This window comes from Aliiglaciecola lipolytica E3 (assembly GCF_000314975.1).
GTDB lineage: Bacteria > Pseudomonadota > Gammaproteobacteria > Enterobacterales > Alteromonadaceae > Aliiglaciecola > Aliiglaciecola lipolytica.
The window spans coordinates 220,676-234,325 of the sequence record NZ_BAEN01000076.1 but is presented as its reverse complement, the minus strand read 5'-3'; the positions used below and the strand labels follow the sequence as shown (position 1 = coordinate 234,325).

12 protein-coding genes are annotated in these 13,650 nt (G+C 42.4%); 5 read left to right on the top strand and 7 right to left on the bottom strand.

The features are described from left to right. The first annotated feature begins 8 nt into the window (after positions 1-8). Complete coding sequence (panC, locus tag GLIP_RS19555; protein ID WP_008846443.1) at positions 9-860, top strand: pantoate--beta-alanine ligase; 852 nt, start codon at positions 9-11, stop codon at positions 858-860. Position 861: 1 nt separating this feature from the next. Here panC and panP read toward each other — a convergent pair whose 3' ends face one another. Then, entirely contained in the window at positions 862-2,475 is a 1,614-nt protein-coding gene (gene panP, locus GLIP_RS19550; RefSeq protein WP_008846442.1) for a pyridoxal-dependent aspartate 1-decarboxylase PanP, read from the bottom strand. 235 nt (positions 2,476-2,710) lie between these two features. Between panP and GLIP_RS19545 the strand changes: the two genes are divergently transcribed. Then, positions 2,711-3,424: an EAL domain-containing protein gene (locus GLIP_RS19545; RefSeq protein ID WP_008846440.1), complete on the top strand. Its 714-nt coding sequence runs from the start codon at positions 2,711-2,713 to the stop codon at positions 3,422-3,424. Between the two features lie 73 nt (positions 3,425-3,497). Here GLIP_RS19545 and trmB read toward each other — a convergent pair whose 3' ends face one another. The 3 genes from trmB to GLIP_RS19530 are packed head-to-tail and all read right to left on the bottom strand — an operon-like array spanning position 3,498 to position 5,897. Beyond that, entirely contained in the window at positions 3,498-4,169 is a 672-nt protein-coding gene (gene trmB / locus GLIP_RS19540) for a tRNA (guanine(46)-N(7))-methyltransferase TrmB (RefSeq protein WP_040523666.1), read from the bottom strand. A gap of 25 nt (positions 4,170-4,194) precedes the next feature. Then, the gene (locus GLIP_RS19535) at positions 4,195-4,965 is read right to left on the bottom strand and encodes an ABC transporter permease (protein WP_008846438.1); all 771 of its coding nucleotides are present in this window, start codon (positions 4,963-4,965) and stop codon (positions 4,195-4,197) included. Next, on the bottom strand, positions 4,965-5,897 hold the full coding sequence (locus tag GLIP_RS19530) for an ABC transporter ATP-binding protein (protein WP_008846437.1): 933 nt from the start codon (positions 5,895-5,897) through the stop codon (positions 4,965-4,967). Before GLIP_RS19530 ends, GLIP_RS19535 begins: the two co-directional genes overlap by 1 nt. 281 nt (positions 5,898-6,178) lie before the next feature. On the opposite strand from GLIP_RS19530, the gene GLIP_RS19525 reads away from it, so the two are divergent. Continuing rightward, on the top strand, positions 6,179-7,096 hold the full coding sequence (locus GLIP_RS19525) for a M14 family metallopeptidase (RefSeq protein WP_008846435.1): 918 nt from the start codon (positions 6,179-6,181) through the stop codon (positions 7,094-7,096). On the opposite strand, the gene GLIP_RS19520 is transcribed toward GLIP_RS19525, so the two are convergent. The 3 genes from GLIP_RS19520 to pdsO are packed head-to-tail and all read right to left on the bottom strand — an operon-like array spanning position 7,093 to position 10,558. Beyond that, a complete protein-coding gene (locus GLIP_RS19520; protein ID WP_083880148.1) occupies positions 7,093-7,707 on the bottom strand; it encodes a class GN sortase in 615 nt (204 codons plus the stop codon). The two genes, GLIP_RS19525 and GLIP_RS19520, sit on opposite strands and share 4 nt — an antisense overlap. Then, on the bottom strand, positions 7,677-9,800 hold the full coding sequence (locus tag GLIP_RS19515; protein ID WP_052155023.1) for a marine proteobacterial sortase target protein: 2,124 nt from the start codon (positions 9,798-9,800) through the stop codon (positions 7,677-7,679). Before GLIP_RS19515 ends, GLIP_RS19520 begins: the two co-directional genes overlap by 31 nt. Before the next feature lie 11 nt (positions 9,801-9,811). Then, complete coding sequence (gene pdsO / locus GLIP_RS19510; protein WP_008846432.1) at positions 9,812-10,558, bottom strand: sortase-associated OmpA-like protein PdsO; 747 nt, start codon at positions 10,556-10,558, stop codon at positions 9,812-9,814. Between the two features lie 224 nt (positions 10,559-10,782). Here pdsO and pdsR point away from each other — a divergent pair, with 224 nt between their 5' ends. Both pdsR and pdsS read left to right on the top strand, forming a co-directional pair. Further along, the gene (gene pdsR, locus GLIP_RS19505) at positions 10,783-11,475 is read left to right on the top strand and encodes a proteobacterial dedicated sortase system response regulator (RefSeq protein ID WP_008846431.1); all 693 of its coding nucleotides are present in this window, start codon (positions 10,783-10,785) and stop codon (positions 11,473-11,475) included. A gap of 3 nt (positions 11,476-11,478) precedes the next feature. Further along, positions 11,479-13,638, top strand: a complete 2,160-nt coding sequence (gene pdsS / locus GLIP_RS19500) for a proteobacterial dedicated sortase system histidine kinase (protein ID WP_008846430.1) — start codon at positions 11,479-11,481, stop codon at positions 13,636-13,638. Positions 13,639-13,650 lie beyond the last annotated feature (12 nt).

Sequence of the window (13,650 nt, the reverse complement as noted above, 5' to 3'; positions counted from 1 at the left end):
GACCAAATATGCAACAAATTAGCGATATTACGCCACTGAGAGAAATTCGTAGAAAGTGGCAAAATGACGGTAAAACCATTGCATTTGTGCCCACCATGGGCAATCTTCATCAAGGCCACTTGCACTTAGTTCAGCAAGCCAAAGAACATGCAGACATTGTAGTGGTGTCTATTTTTGTAAATCCATTGCAGTTTGGTCCAGATGAAGATTTGGCTGCTTATCCTCGTACTATGGAACAGGACAAAGCTGCACTAGAAGCGCTCGGTGTAAACGTACTGTTTACCCCAAAGGCAGAAGACATTTACTCTCGCGGTCTAGAAAAACAAACCTTTGTAGAAGTGCCGGGGTTATCTTATATGATTTGCGGCGCCAGCCGACCCGGCCATTTTCGCGGTGTGGCAACTATCGTTTGTAAGCTATTTAACATGGTGCAGCCAAACATTGCCTTTTTTGGTGAAAAAGACTTTCAGCAATTGCAGGTAATTAAAGCCATGGTGACGGATCTGTCAATGAACTTGCAGATATTTGGTGTTCCCACAGTACGCGAAAGTGATGGCTTAGCTATGTCGTCACGTAATAATTATTTGACCGCAGAGGAACGAGAAAAAGCTCCTGCACTATACGCTTGTATCCAGAAGCTCAGTGAAAATATTGAATTAGGTCGACGCGACTTCAGTCGTCTAATACAACAATCCGTTGACGAATTAACGGAACAAGGCTTACAAGTAGATTACATCGATATTCGTTCAGTTGAAACTTTATTGAGCCCAGGCCATGAAGAGACTGAATTGGTAATATTGGCTGCGGCATTTTTGGGGCGCACTAGACTGATTGATAATATTCAAGTAACCCTTAAATAACTCAACCAACCGATCTTTTTAATTGCGCAAGAGCTTGATCTTCAAGCTCTTTCCACGATTTTGTGAGCTTAGCAATTTGCAACTGCTCTTGTAAAATATTGATTAAATCTTGCTCGGTAGTCAGCGGATTAGCCAACACTACACGAAATACGGTTAATGGATTCAATCCGTATTTTTCAACCGCTAAGCGTGTTCTGGAAACAAAAGACTTTCCAGCTTCACGTTGTTGTTTCTGAACGGCTACATTTAGTTTATCTAGCAATTCACTTTGTTTGCTGCAATGTGCATCCACAAAAGAGGGTTTAACCCGATAAGTTAGCAAAGACAACGTAGGCGCAGTGATAAGCTCAAAATCCTCATGTTCCTCAATCAACTGGGCAAAAGCATGGGCCTTTTCAATACTTTGATCTATCAGCAATTCGTATCCTTGACGACCAAAAATATTAAATGATGCATACACCATCATTGCCATACCGTTTCTAGAGCCTTCTAATGTCGTAGCTCCAAGATCTTTTGAACCTGCACGCAAGATGTATTGAGCGTGATGTCTAACGGCATTGCTGTCTTCAGGGTTTTTGAATACCACCATGCCTGCCCCCATTGGCACATACATTTGTTTATGGGCATCGAGCGTAACCGAATCTGCTTTTTGTATCCCTTTCAACTTGTCTTTGTATCGTTGGGAAAATAATGTCGCGCCTCCCCATGCTGCATCTACATGAAAATGGCAATTTAATTCTTTAGCTACATCCGCCAATTCGTCTAAAGGATCAACGTGGCCGGTTTCTGTCGTGCCTGCAATACCGACTAAAGCGAGTAGCTTATTGCCTCGTTGTTCGAATTCACGACCTGCTGCCAAAGCTTTTTCAGGAGACAAACGCTGTGTCAAACAATCGATAGTTAACATTTGCTCACGACCTAATCCCAGCACATCAACGGCTTTTGAAAGAGAGTAATGTCCACGTTTTGAAGACAAAATCCCCATACTTTCATAACCATAATGTTTTAAGCCTGCGGCTAAACCTTGCTGGGCAACCCCACGAAACTTACCATTCGGCGCTAATGCTTTATTGCGCGCAACCCACAAAGCGGTAATGTTCGCGACAGTACCACCAGAACAAAATGCACCAAGTGACTGTTTTGCACTGTGTAGATGGCTTTTATAAAAGTCTTCTGATTGGCTATAGACCAGCTCATGTAACATACCAATGACTTGCCTTTCCAGCGGTGTAAAAGCTTTCGAGGTTTCAATTTTGACCAAGTTTTGATTTAGTCCAACCAAGAGTTTGGCCAATGGCAAATGAAAATAGGGTAAAGCAGATGTCATATGTCCGATAAATGTCGGTGCATAAGTATTTACCGAATGCGATACGACCTTTTCCAACAATACTTCGGCATGTTTGGTAACAAATTCCGGGGATTCAGGTACTTTGTAATCCTGAAAGTTTTGCTCAATTTCTTCTAGAGACTTTGCTTTAGTCACAACATGTTGGGATAAGAAATCGGACAGATTATCTGACAGATGTTCTTCTATTTGTGCAAGCTTGGAATCTTTACCTTCTGGCTTAGTAAAAACCCGAAATAAATGCTCCAAGCTAGCTGTCGCTTTACCCACTCGCTGTAACCTCTTAATAAAACTATAAGGGGCGGACTTTAGCGCAAAACCGGCACTTCGCCAAATATAAAGCGAGCCAAAGGGGCTAAAAAGTACATTTTTTTAACATTTATGGGGAAGTTTCGTTTTCTGAACTGAAAAAGTGGTGTTATTGTTGTATTTCCGAGCAATTCTGCCCTAACTGATTGAATGATATGACTTGCTTGGACGATTTTAAGGTGTATCGAGGAATTTTATGCACATTACCGAAGTTACGGATCATTTTAATTTAGACAGGATAGTACCTTTTTTCCAACCCATCATGGACGTATCCCATGAACGTGTGTGGCGATTTGAATGCCTTGCAAGACTTGTCACACCCTGCGAACAAACTTTTCTACCTAGCGAATTTTTACATTTAGTTGAAAGACCCCAATCAGTGGCTTTGTTAACTGAAACCATCCTAAATCGTAGCGCACATTATTTTAGAAACCTCAATGTAGCTTGGAATATCAATATCAGCCAACAAGATATGTTAAACCCGGGGTTGTTTGAAATTTTAGCCGAAGCTATGCACGACTATCCAAATCCAAACCGTCTAGGGCTAGAGTTGACCGCAGCCGTAGTACTAGAAAATATCGAAAAATTCCAAACATTCGCAAACGAATGTCAGCGTTTAAATATCGCTATTTATATTGACCATTTCGGCGCTACACCGAGCAATATTAATAGTATTCTTAACTTACCTATCAATGGTATTAAGATTGCTGGAGAATTAATCTCACAGCTAATGGAGAACCAGCAGACCTGTGACTTCGTTAAACATTTCACTCAGTTAGCAACAGACAAAAAGATTACCGTAGTGGCGGTGCACGTAGAAGATAGAGCAACGTTAATAAAATTAACTGATTTAGGTATTCGGTACGCCCAAGGATATTATTATAGTGAGCCCAAACCCGACACGGAGTAGGATGGGATTTATCCCATTTAAGAAGACATCCAACAGGCTTTACGGGCTAAAGCCACTGCTACAAATCGATTTATTATAAACTACTGATTACGCGCCAACTTTTCTGACCGCTCGCCCAGTATTTACGTTCAAATGGTGTTTGCGGCTCGGCATGCTGATACTGACTTAAACTGGCAGTTTTACCTGCGGTTTCAAGCGCTAAGGCAAACTCTTGAATGTAAATATCCCAATTACTTCGTACTTCCAATACGCCGCCTAAACTAACTATATCCTTGAACGCTGCACAGGCATGCCAGCGGCGCTGCACCTGAGAAGACTTTGGATAAGGGTTAGGGTACAGCAAAAAGTGGTGACTCAACTGCCACTTTGCGATATGGGCTAAGCGCCAGAAATCGTTGACGTCAGCGCGAATCACTAAATAGTTAGCAGCGTTTTCGCCGTAATGAGCATGTTTATTAGTACGCAACTCAGATTTATCGATGCCTATTACTAACGCTTCAGGAAACTGATTTGCAATATGTGCGGTACTTTCCCCTACGCCACAGCAAGAATCAAAAATAATCGCTTTTTGCAGCGTTGGATCTTGTTCTACACGCCAACTTTTTACTGCCTCAAATGCGTCTAGGGTATGTTGGTTAAACGGTTTTTGGCTAGAGTTAGCCAAATGTCGAAGCACCAACTCAGGCACCTTTTCATGAGGCCCAAGTTGATTACTAGTGATGTTGCGCGAATTACCATTGAACATAATACTTTTTTGTATAATTTATTGATTAACTACGTATACCAACACCACGATTAATTAGTTGGTAAGCAATGGTAAACATCACTAAATTAAATCCGACCAATAAACCAAGAGAGACTAAATAATTCACATCTGAGATGCCCAAAAATCCGTACCTGAATCCATTCACCATATACACAATGGGGTTGGCTTTACTGACCATCTGCCAAAATTCAGGCAACAACGACAATGAATAAAATACCCCACCCAAATAGGTTAGTGGTGTTAAAACGAATGTCGGCACCATGCTAATGTCGTCAAATGTTTTGGCATAAACAGCGTTAATTAACCCAGCGGTAGCAAACAAAGACGAGGTTAAAATTAAGGTTACGATTATCACTGCAAAATTATGGATTTGGATATCCACAAAGAATAACGACACCAAAGTCACAATAATGCCAATTAATATGGCGCGTGCGACACCTCCTCCAACGAACCCTAGTACTATAATCCAGCTAGGCACAGGTGCTACGAGAAGCTCTTCGATATTCCGCTGAAACTTTGCACTGAAAAATGAAGAACTTACGTTAGCGTAAGAGTTTGTAATCACAGACATCATAATGAGTCCAGGCACGATAAACTCCATATAGGAGAATCCGTCCATCTGACCGATTCTAGAGCCTATGAGACTGCCAAAAATCACAAAATATAGTGACATAGTAATGGCTGGCGGCACTAATGTTTGGATCCAAATGCGTAAAAAGCGGGTACATTCTTTAATCCAAATAGTGCCCAGCGCTGTTAAATTTCTATTCCCCATTACGCTGCCCCCGCTTGTTTTTTTCTACCTGATTCGACCATTCTGACAAACAACTCTTCTAAGCGATTGGCTTTATTACGCATGCTCAACACTGTCACACCTTGTTCAGTCAGTTGTCTGAATACATCGTTTAAACCAATATCTTTTTCAACATCGACTTCCAGCGTGTGATCATCAATATTTCGGAAAACAAAGCCTGTCAATGATGGCTGTTTGGATTGCACCGGTAAGTCGAGCACAAAGGTTTCCATATTTAATTTAGACAGCAAGGCTTTCATGCTTGTGTTTTCGACAATAATACCTTTATCGATGATGGCGATATTACGACATAACATCTCTGCTTCTTCGAGATAGTGAGTGGTGAGAATTATGGTTATGCCTTGTTGATTTATTTCTTTTAGAAACGTCCACATTGAGCGACGAATTTCAATATCCACACCAGCGGTTGGCTCATCAAGAATCAACATTTTAGGCTCATGCATCAAAGCGCGTGCAATCATTAACCGACGCTTCATTCCACCGGATAATTCACGAGCCGGTTCATTGCGTTTTTCCCACAGATCTAACTGCTTTAAATACTTTTCAGCACGTTTTTTGGCAATATTTCGCGGCACACCATAATAGCCAGCTTGATTAACCACTATCTGGTGAAGAGTTTCAAATTGATTGAAGTTGAATTCTTGGGGTACTAATCCAATGCAAGATTTCGCCGCCACTAGATCGTCGTCTACGGAATGGCCGAATACGTTGACCGTGCCGGAAGACTTATTCACTAGCGAACTAATAACCCCAATCGTTGTGGACTTTCCTGCACCATTTGGACCCAACAATGCGAAAAAATCGCCTTCATTGACATGTAAATCGATCCCCTTTAACGCCTGAGTTCCTCCTTTGTAGGTTTTTGTCAGGCCAGAAATATCTAAGGCTTTCATAGTGTATCCCAATTCATTTTTTGCTTTATTTTGCTTTTTAGTACCCAAACAACCGCTAAATGCTGGTTTCGACGGGGATTCGTTCGATTGTATTTTGATGTTACCTGAAGGTGAGTAGGTCAGGCCACTTCTTTATATGCTGCCATTTTGACACAATTCAAGTATCGAAGAACATTTAGTCGCGCTATAGCGACAATACTTATACACAATGGTTTACAGTTTTTCACCTACGGTGTTAACGTACCCCAAAATAGCCATAAATAAGCAATAATAGGACACCTATGAGCCAAGAAAATTACCCTATCGGCACACCTGGGCAGCCTTGGGGCGACGCTGAAAAAGCCCAATGGTTAAACAACCAAGTAGTTAAACGTGAGTATAACGTAGAAGTGTTGGCTAAGTTAGCAAGCTTAGATTCGGATTTTGAGGTCATCCAATACGGAGCCTTGCCATACGATCAAGAACGCTACCCGCTATATGCTTTAAAGTCCAAACAATGGGATGAGAATAAACCAAACATACTGATTACAGGCGGTGTGCATGGATACGAAACCAGTGGAGTGCAAGGTGCGATTCGGTTTGCCCAAAGCAGCGCTAGCGAATACCAGTCTCAATTCAATTTCGTTATTTTGCCGTGCTTGAGCCCTTGGGGATACGAAACGATCAATCGTTGGGACCCGAAAGCAATCGACCCAAACCGTTCTTTTTATCCAGACTCCCCCGCTCCGGAATCTGCGTTAGCGATGCAATTTGTAAATGGCTTAAACCTTGATTTTCTCGCCCATTTCGATCTTCACGAAACGACCGATACTGATAACTCTGAGTTTCGCCCAGCGCTTGGCGCAAGAGATGGTAATTATCAAGCCGTTTGGGAGATCCCCGATGGTTTTTACGGTGTAGGAGACAGCAATAAACCTGTGCCTGACTTTCAAAAAGCCATTATCGAATCGGTTGAAAAAGTCACCCATATTGCGCCAGCAGATGCTGATGGAAAATTGATAGGCACCCCTTTGGCACAGCGCGGCGTTATCAATTATGACAAACGCAAACTTTTCCTGTGCGGCGGATTTTCTGGAGCGGAATACGTCACAACTACAGAAGTGTATCCCGACAGTCCTCAAGCTGATGACGAAAATTGCATTCTAGCTCAGGTAGCCGCCATTACAGGCGGACTTGATTATCTAAAACAAGGCAATTAACTCGTCACTGCTACTTTTAATGCCCGCACCACATATCGTAATTCTGGATTAGGTGCGGCGCTATTAAATGGATAACAAGTGATCAACGTCAATTCGTCGTCGATACCCGATTCGGTCAAATTAATCTGATTTTGATGGGCAATGCGTACTTCTTGCACCTTATATTGCGTAATTTGACTGGCCGTTTCAGTGGTGATCACTTCGCCTATTTTAATCTCTTGCAACAACGAAAAATGCGTATCGCGGTGCCCTGTAATCACCGCATTTCCTGACTCTCCAGGAAACGGCGTACTGCTTAAATGTCCGGGACCAAACGCCATCACTCGACCCGTAGCGCCTGCCAATACATACAGAGTTTCATCAGCAATCGTCAGCTTAGCCACAGGCCAGGTGTCAGCCCAAGCCCACGGCGTTATCTTTTCGCCTGTTTGCACTGATTCCTGCCATGCATCGGCAATCAAGTATTGTGCTAAAATTGCCTTCGCATGAATATAACCGCTTGACGCGAACAAGTAAGCGCTTGCCAGGAAACACAAACTTGCCCATTTGTATCGCCAAATGGCACCGAAAAATCGAACCCTCAACGGTGCCTTGTGAAAATGACCGTACATATTCCGATCCCCATCAATAATAGTGCTAAAATCCATTGCAGTTGCGCAGGCGTGGCTGTTTGTGGCAATAAACCGACTGAATTCTTTGTTCCTTTGGGAAGATGCGATTTAACATGTCCATCACGACTCGTGTCTTGTGCAGTAGGAGTCACATCAACCGCCACCAAACTGGTCATATCGCTTACCAAATGATGTGTCATGGCGACTTGCTCGATCTGTTTGTTAATTTCGTCATAGTCATGCCCAAACCTTTTATCTCGGTCTAGTTGCGTGATTTTGCGGCGCGCCCACAACACATCCAGTCCTTTCGCATTTCCTGCATTTAACAATGACAGTGATTTCTGCCAATACTGATTTTTAAGATTCCCAGTAACTGTTAAGTTGTCAATAAGGTTTTTAGTTCGATAGCTGACCATCAGAGGTTCACCCTTATACAAATCGGGGAAATTTCGAGGATAATATTCAACGTCATCAGAGAAATTCAACAGCAGATCGCTCAATAGAGGATGTGTCAGTTTGGTAAACAACGCTTGCATTCGTTCTTGCACAGTATCAATTGAACCAATATAAGTGAAAGTGCCTTTGCCCATTCGTGCCGCTTCTGTCATAAAGAAACTATTCGGTGCTGACCCTATACCAACCGTAAACAAACGACTTTTTTGCACATTTTGTTGAATATACTCGAACAAGGTTACTTCGTTTCCTACGGAACCATCGGTAATGAAAATAACCTGGCGAATTCGCTCGTTTAATTGCGCTTGTTGACCAAGAGCCAATTGCAATGCGGACAACATTTCAGTACCACCATCGGCGCTCAAATTTGTCACATATTCCATTGCCATTGATTTATTTTGCGCGTTGGCGGCTTGAGCAGTAGGCCACATTTTACGAGCGGTAGAGTCAAATTCCACTAAATTAAATGTGTCTTCTACGGGTAGTTGCTGAATCGCATAATTTAGCGCATCTTTAGCCTGTTGCATTGAATCACCGGCCATAGAACCTGACGTATCTATTACAAAAACAACTTCTCTAGGTAAGCTTAATGATTCAGTCTCGGTAGTCGGTGGCATCAACATTACCATGCCATATACGTTGTCTCGAGTACGTTCAACAAAATGTGCGGCTTTAGGCTGCTGATTTGATTCGGGCTGCCAACTGAGTACAAAATCTTGATTGGCAATCATGTCTTGCTGGAGGGAAATTTCGTATGCGCCTGGTGATTTTTCGAGTTGGTGGATGGGATGGAATTCACTATTGATATTTTGCACTTCAAACCCAGTATTTAATCTAATATTAATCGCCACTTTGTGCTTGGGCTCAGGCTCGGTAGCTGCTTGCGTATTTAACGCTTGATCAGCTTTGTAAATTGGCAAAGTCATTCCCCAACCGCTATCTGCAATTTCTTGTGGATCAGACTCCAACCCTACTTTGGGTAAATAACGGGGTGTTGTGGTAGTTGGAAACCGAACACTAAACGTATCTTCGTCATAGGCCACAGCTTGTTGATATTCAATAGTGACCCGAATAGACTCGCCAGGACCAATATTTGCTACTGAATTCTTGAATAAATTGGGGCGTTGTTGCACCAATAAACTAGCTTTTTTACCTTCTTTTTTTGCTTGTTCGTAGATAGCTTTGGCTTTTTGTTTAGGGTGTATCTGACCAACAATTCGACGTTCACCAATTTGCATTTCTAAATGATCTACAGCCGCATTTTCAGGCAGTGGAAATACGTAAATTCCATTTACCCATTCGTCACTGGTATTAGTAAATATCTGAGTCACTTTTGCCCGCGCAACCAAACCGGTAATATTCATATCAACGCGAGTATCTAAAAGTGGTGACAGTAAATAGCCTTGCTGTCCTTGTTTTTGTAGAAAGAAACTTCCTTGTTCAACTTGTTGGTAATCATTTACATATACTGGGGGTTTATCACCCTTAACCGATTCATATGACACATCAATTTTGAAAGTAGATTGTGTATTGTTTTTCTCATCGATACTCTCATCCTTAAGTAACGGCGTTGCATATTGCAACGCCCCTATGATGAAAAGTAGCGAAAGGACTATGACAAATCTCAGACGCTTTATCACGGCCTCTCTCCTTATAAATTAGATGCGGTCATAGATTGCTGGCCTTCGGCTACGCGCACTAACACTCTGCGGTCGAAAAAGAAATCTTCGCTAGAGCTTTGTGCAGAAACAGGCTGTGTCTCCCCAAACGATAGAGTAAGTACTTGCTCCTCCTTAACCCCTCTAGATAATAGGTAGTCTTTAACACTTAACACGCGCTGCTCAGATAAAGCTTGATTGTACGAATCATCACCACGACTATCGGCAAAACCCGACAAGCTAACGACTAACTTTGGATTATTATTTAGCCCTTGAGCGAGTAAATTTAATTGCGGTTTAAAATGTGACTCAAGCACATAAGATGCAGTACGAAATTGTATATTTGATTCCATTTCCTGCATCACACGTTCAATTTCTTTATCCAATGCCACTAGTTGAACCTTGCTTTGCTGTTGCACTTGTTCATATTGTTTTTGCAAAGCCAGTAGCTGAGATTCTTGACGAGAAAGTTGCGACTGCGTTTTTGCCAACTCTTGCTCACTCGCTTCAAGGGCATTATCGTTATTCACGTCTTCAGCAATTAAGACACCAAAAATACCGCCGACAATCGCCCCTATCGGTCCTGCGACCAATCCACCAGCGACAGCACCAGAGCCAAAACCGATAGCTTCGTTGGTTTGAGCTTCGATACTGCGCGATTCAGATGAAGGACCTGCCAACACGTTTGCAGAAAGGCTGATTGCGATTGCAGTAAGTGGAAATAAAATGCGTTTTTTCATAGTAGTTCTCCAAAAGAGTAAGTTTTTGTTGTTGTGTTGTTTCGATGGAGTCTATTAAAACGTGACTTTCTGACATGAAATGCGTACAAAAATGGCAATGTGGCGAGCAAATGTGGCGAAAAAATGGAAATTGCGCCAATTCAGCGAAAAGGACATTGGAAGAGCTTTGTTTTGCGATATAGTTATTAACACTAGATGTAACAGCAGGAAGAAGCGGTAAACAGATGTCAAAGCGCATAGCCATTGTAGAAGATGACCCAGCCATTCGGGAGAATTATGCCTCAGCGTTACAAAAGCAGGGCTATGATGTGCTTACTTACAGCAGTCGACCTGAAGCAGAGCAGGCATTTATGCAACGGCTGCCTGATTTAGCCGTGGTCGATATTGGTCTAAATGAAGAGATAGATGGCGGCTTTATGCTTTGCCAACAATTGCGTTCGTTATCTAAAACCTTACCCATTATTTTCTTTACTGCTCGGGATAACGACTATGACACCATTTGTGGCTTGCGTATGGGTGCAGACGATTACCTAACCAAGGATATCAGCTTGCCACATTTACTGGCTAGAATTGCAGCGTTATTTAGGCGTACCGAATTATTAAATCAGCCGCAAGTTGCCACCGATTTAATTCAATCTGGCGCATTATTGATGGACAGCAATAGAATGACAGTAAGTTGGGATAATCACCCCATCGAGCTTACCGTCACGGAGTTTTGGATGTTGCACGCGATTGCCAAATACGCGGGACATGTTAAAAGTCGGCAGCAATTGATGGATGAATCTAAGATGGTAGTTGACGATACAACTATCACGTCGCACATAAAACGCATTCGTAAAAAGTTTATGCAGTTGGACGCTTCTTTTGATCGCATCGAAACCGTATATGGAATGGGCTATCGCTGGAAATCTAGCTAAATCATGAACCGAATTCGCTTTGGCATTCGCCTAAAACTTTTACTCCTATCGTTATTTCTATTTACGATTCCATGGCTTGGTTACCAATATGTGTGGGAGCTAGAAAGTTATTTACGCACAGGCCAAGAACAAACAATGGAGGGCACGGCCAGAGCTGTAGCCACTGCTTTGCACGAACGCCCCTCTCTTTTTGATAGTCAATCCTCTTATCTGCAAGATGTAAAACCTGGCACTGATTTGTATGCCCACAAAATTATTGACCCAATTCAATTAGATGGCTTGCTAGATGATTGGGTCGATTACCGGCATTTATCCTTGCTGTACTCAGAAATGCAATTGATTGAACAAAATGAATTTTATGATCCTGAGAGTTTTCACTTTGAACATATGGTGGGCCAATACAATAAGTATCTTTACGCGATGTTTGAAGTGGTTGACGATCACTTAATTTATCGGCCTAAAAATAGTTTACGTGTGGATAGAAACGATTATCTGTTGATCGCGGTAACTGACCCACAGGGCGCGTTTAGACGCTACATAGTTGCGCCTCAACAATCAGGCTGGGTTAATGCTTATTTACTTGATGAAAATCCAGAATCGTTACGTCCGCTAACATTGGAGACTGCCATCCAGGGAAACTGGCAAGAAACTGAAGTTGGCTATAATGTGGAGCTGCGTTTTCCGCTGGAAATCATGTCAAGCAAGATTGCATTTGCCATTGCCGATGTTGACGACTTACAAAGCAAAGCTCGTAAATACATTATTGGTACCGCGAACCCAAACAAATCCGATTCTCTTGGTACGGTATTGGTTCCTTCCCCTGAAATTGAAAAGATCCTCAAGGGATTAAAATATTCAAATGCCAGAGTGTGGGTGGTAGACAAACACATGCGCGTGTTAGCTCGCTCTGGTTCTATTCAAGACGCAACCGGTGTACGCACCTCACCAGCTCCTCGCAAACGGGATACGCTTTGGCGTCGCATCGAACAAGACTGGTTATTTCCGTTGTACTACCAGATTTTGACCAAACCGCCAGCGGGTTTTGTGGATGAACTAGAAAATGCGTATGCCTTAAAAGGACAAGACCTAGCCAAAGCCCTAACCGGTGACGCCAGTTCTCAATGGCGATTATCGCCAGACAACAAAGCGGTAGTGTTATCTGCTGCACATCCTATTTTTATTGATGAAAAAGTCATGGGCGCAGTGGTGGTTGAACAAACTACCCATGGTATTCGCACCTTAAGAAACCGTGCATTAGAACAGCTATTTCATGTCATTATTGCAGTGGTTTTATTGGGGACAGCAGCATTATTTTTGTTTGCTTCACGTATTTCTTTTCGGATCAGTAAGTTACGTAACGAAACAGAATCAGCAATTGATGAGAATGGCAAAATTCTCGGTAATATTCCACGTTCCACTACCCAAGATGAGATAGGCGATTTATCGCGCACCTTCCACAGTGTGCTCGATAAGTTACAACAATATAATCATTATTTAGAAAACATGAGTTCGCGTTTATCCCATGAATTACGCACGCCAGTGGCGATTGTAAAGTCGTCGTTGGAAAATCTATCCATGGAGCAAAACAATGGCGACGATGAACAAGAAAAACAGCAGTATATTGCGCGCGCCCAATCGGGGATCCGCCGTTTGAGTAAAATACTCAGCAATATGAGTGAAGCCACGCGTTTAGAACAAGCAATCCAATATAGTGAACGAGAAAATTTCGAACTCGCTGAAATACTCAACGGCTGCACCGAAGGTTATGGTGTTGCTTATCCGCAAAACCAATTTGCTTTACATACTCATGGCATTCGCAAAACATTAAATGGATCGCCTGAATTATTTGCGCAGATGCTAGATAAGATCATTGCTAATGCTGTGGAGTTCAGTCCTAAAGAAAGTACAATTATACTGTCTTTAATGGAGAAAAGTGGGCATATCACACTCACAATTGCCAATATCGGGCCGAAATTACCCGACAACATGCACGAGCAACTACTAAATTCGATGGTATCGGTTAGGGAGCATCAAACCGAACAAGAAACCCATTTAGGGTTAGGTCTTTATATCGCCAAGATTATCGCCGAATATCACAAAGCAAAAATCCACATTCAAAACCGTGAAGATGAAAAAGGCGTGGAAGTAGTCATCCGCTTGTAGGCAGTGGCTTTA

What these genes read in the sequence shown, in the direction of transcription:
- panC (WP_008846443.1), top strand. Translation starts at nt 9, where the DNA reads ATGCAACAAATTAGCGATATTACGCCACTGAGAGAAATTCGTAGAAAG.
- GLIP_RS19545 (WP_008846440.1), top strand. Translation starts at nt 2,711, where the DNA reads ATGCACATTACCGAAGTTACGGATCATTTTAATTTAGACAGGATAGTA.
- trmB (WP_040523666.1), bottom strand. Translation starts at nt 4,169, where the DNA reads ATGTTCAATGGTAATTCGCGCAACATCACTAGTAATCAACTTGGGCCT.
- GLIP_RS19535 (WP_008846438.1), bottom strand. Translation starts at nt 4,965, where the DNA reads ATGGGGAATAGAAATTTAACAGCGCTGGGCACTATTTGGATTAAAGAA.
- GLIP_RS19530 (WP_008846437.1), bottom strand. Translation starts at nt 5,897, where the DNA reads ATGAAAGCCTTAGATATTTCTGGCCTGACAAAAACCTACAAAGGAGGA.
- GLIP_RS19525 (WP_008846435.1), top strand. Translation starts at nt 6,179, where the DNA reads ATGAGCCAAGAAAATTACCCTATCGGCACACCTGGGCAGCCTTGGGGC.
- GLIP_RS19520 (WP_083880148.1), bottom strand. Translation starts at nt 7,707, where the DNA reads ATGTACGGTCATTTTCACAAGGCACCGTTGAGGGTTCGATTTTTCGGT.
- pdsO (WP_008846432.1), bottom strand. Translation starts at nt 10,558, where the DNA reads ATGAAAAAACGCATTTTATTTCCACTTACTGCAATCGCAATCAGCCTT.
- pdsR (WP_008846431.1), top strand. Translation starts at nt 10,783, where the DNA reads ATGTCAAAGCGCATAGCCATTGTAGAAGATGACCCAGCCATTCGGGAG.
- pdsS (WP_008846430.1), top strand. Translation starts at nt 11,479, where the DNA reads ATGAACCGAATTCGCTTTGGCATTCGCCTAAAACTTTTACTCCTATCG.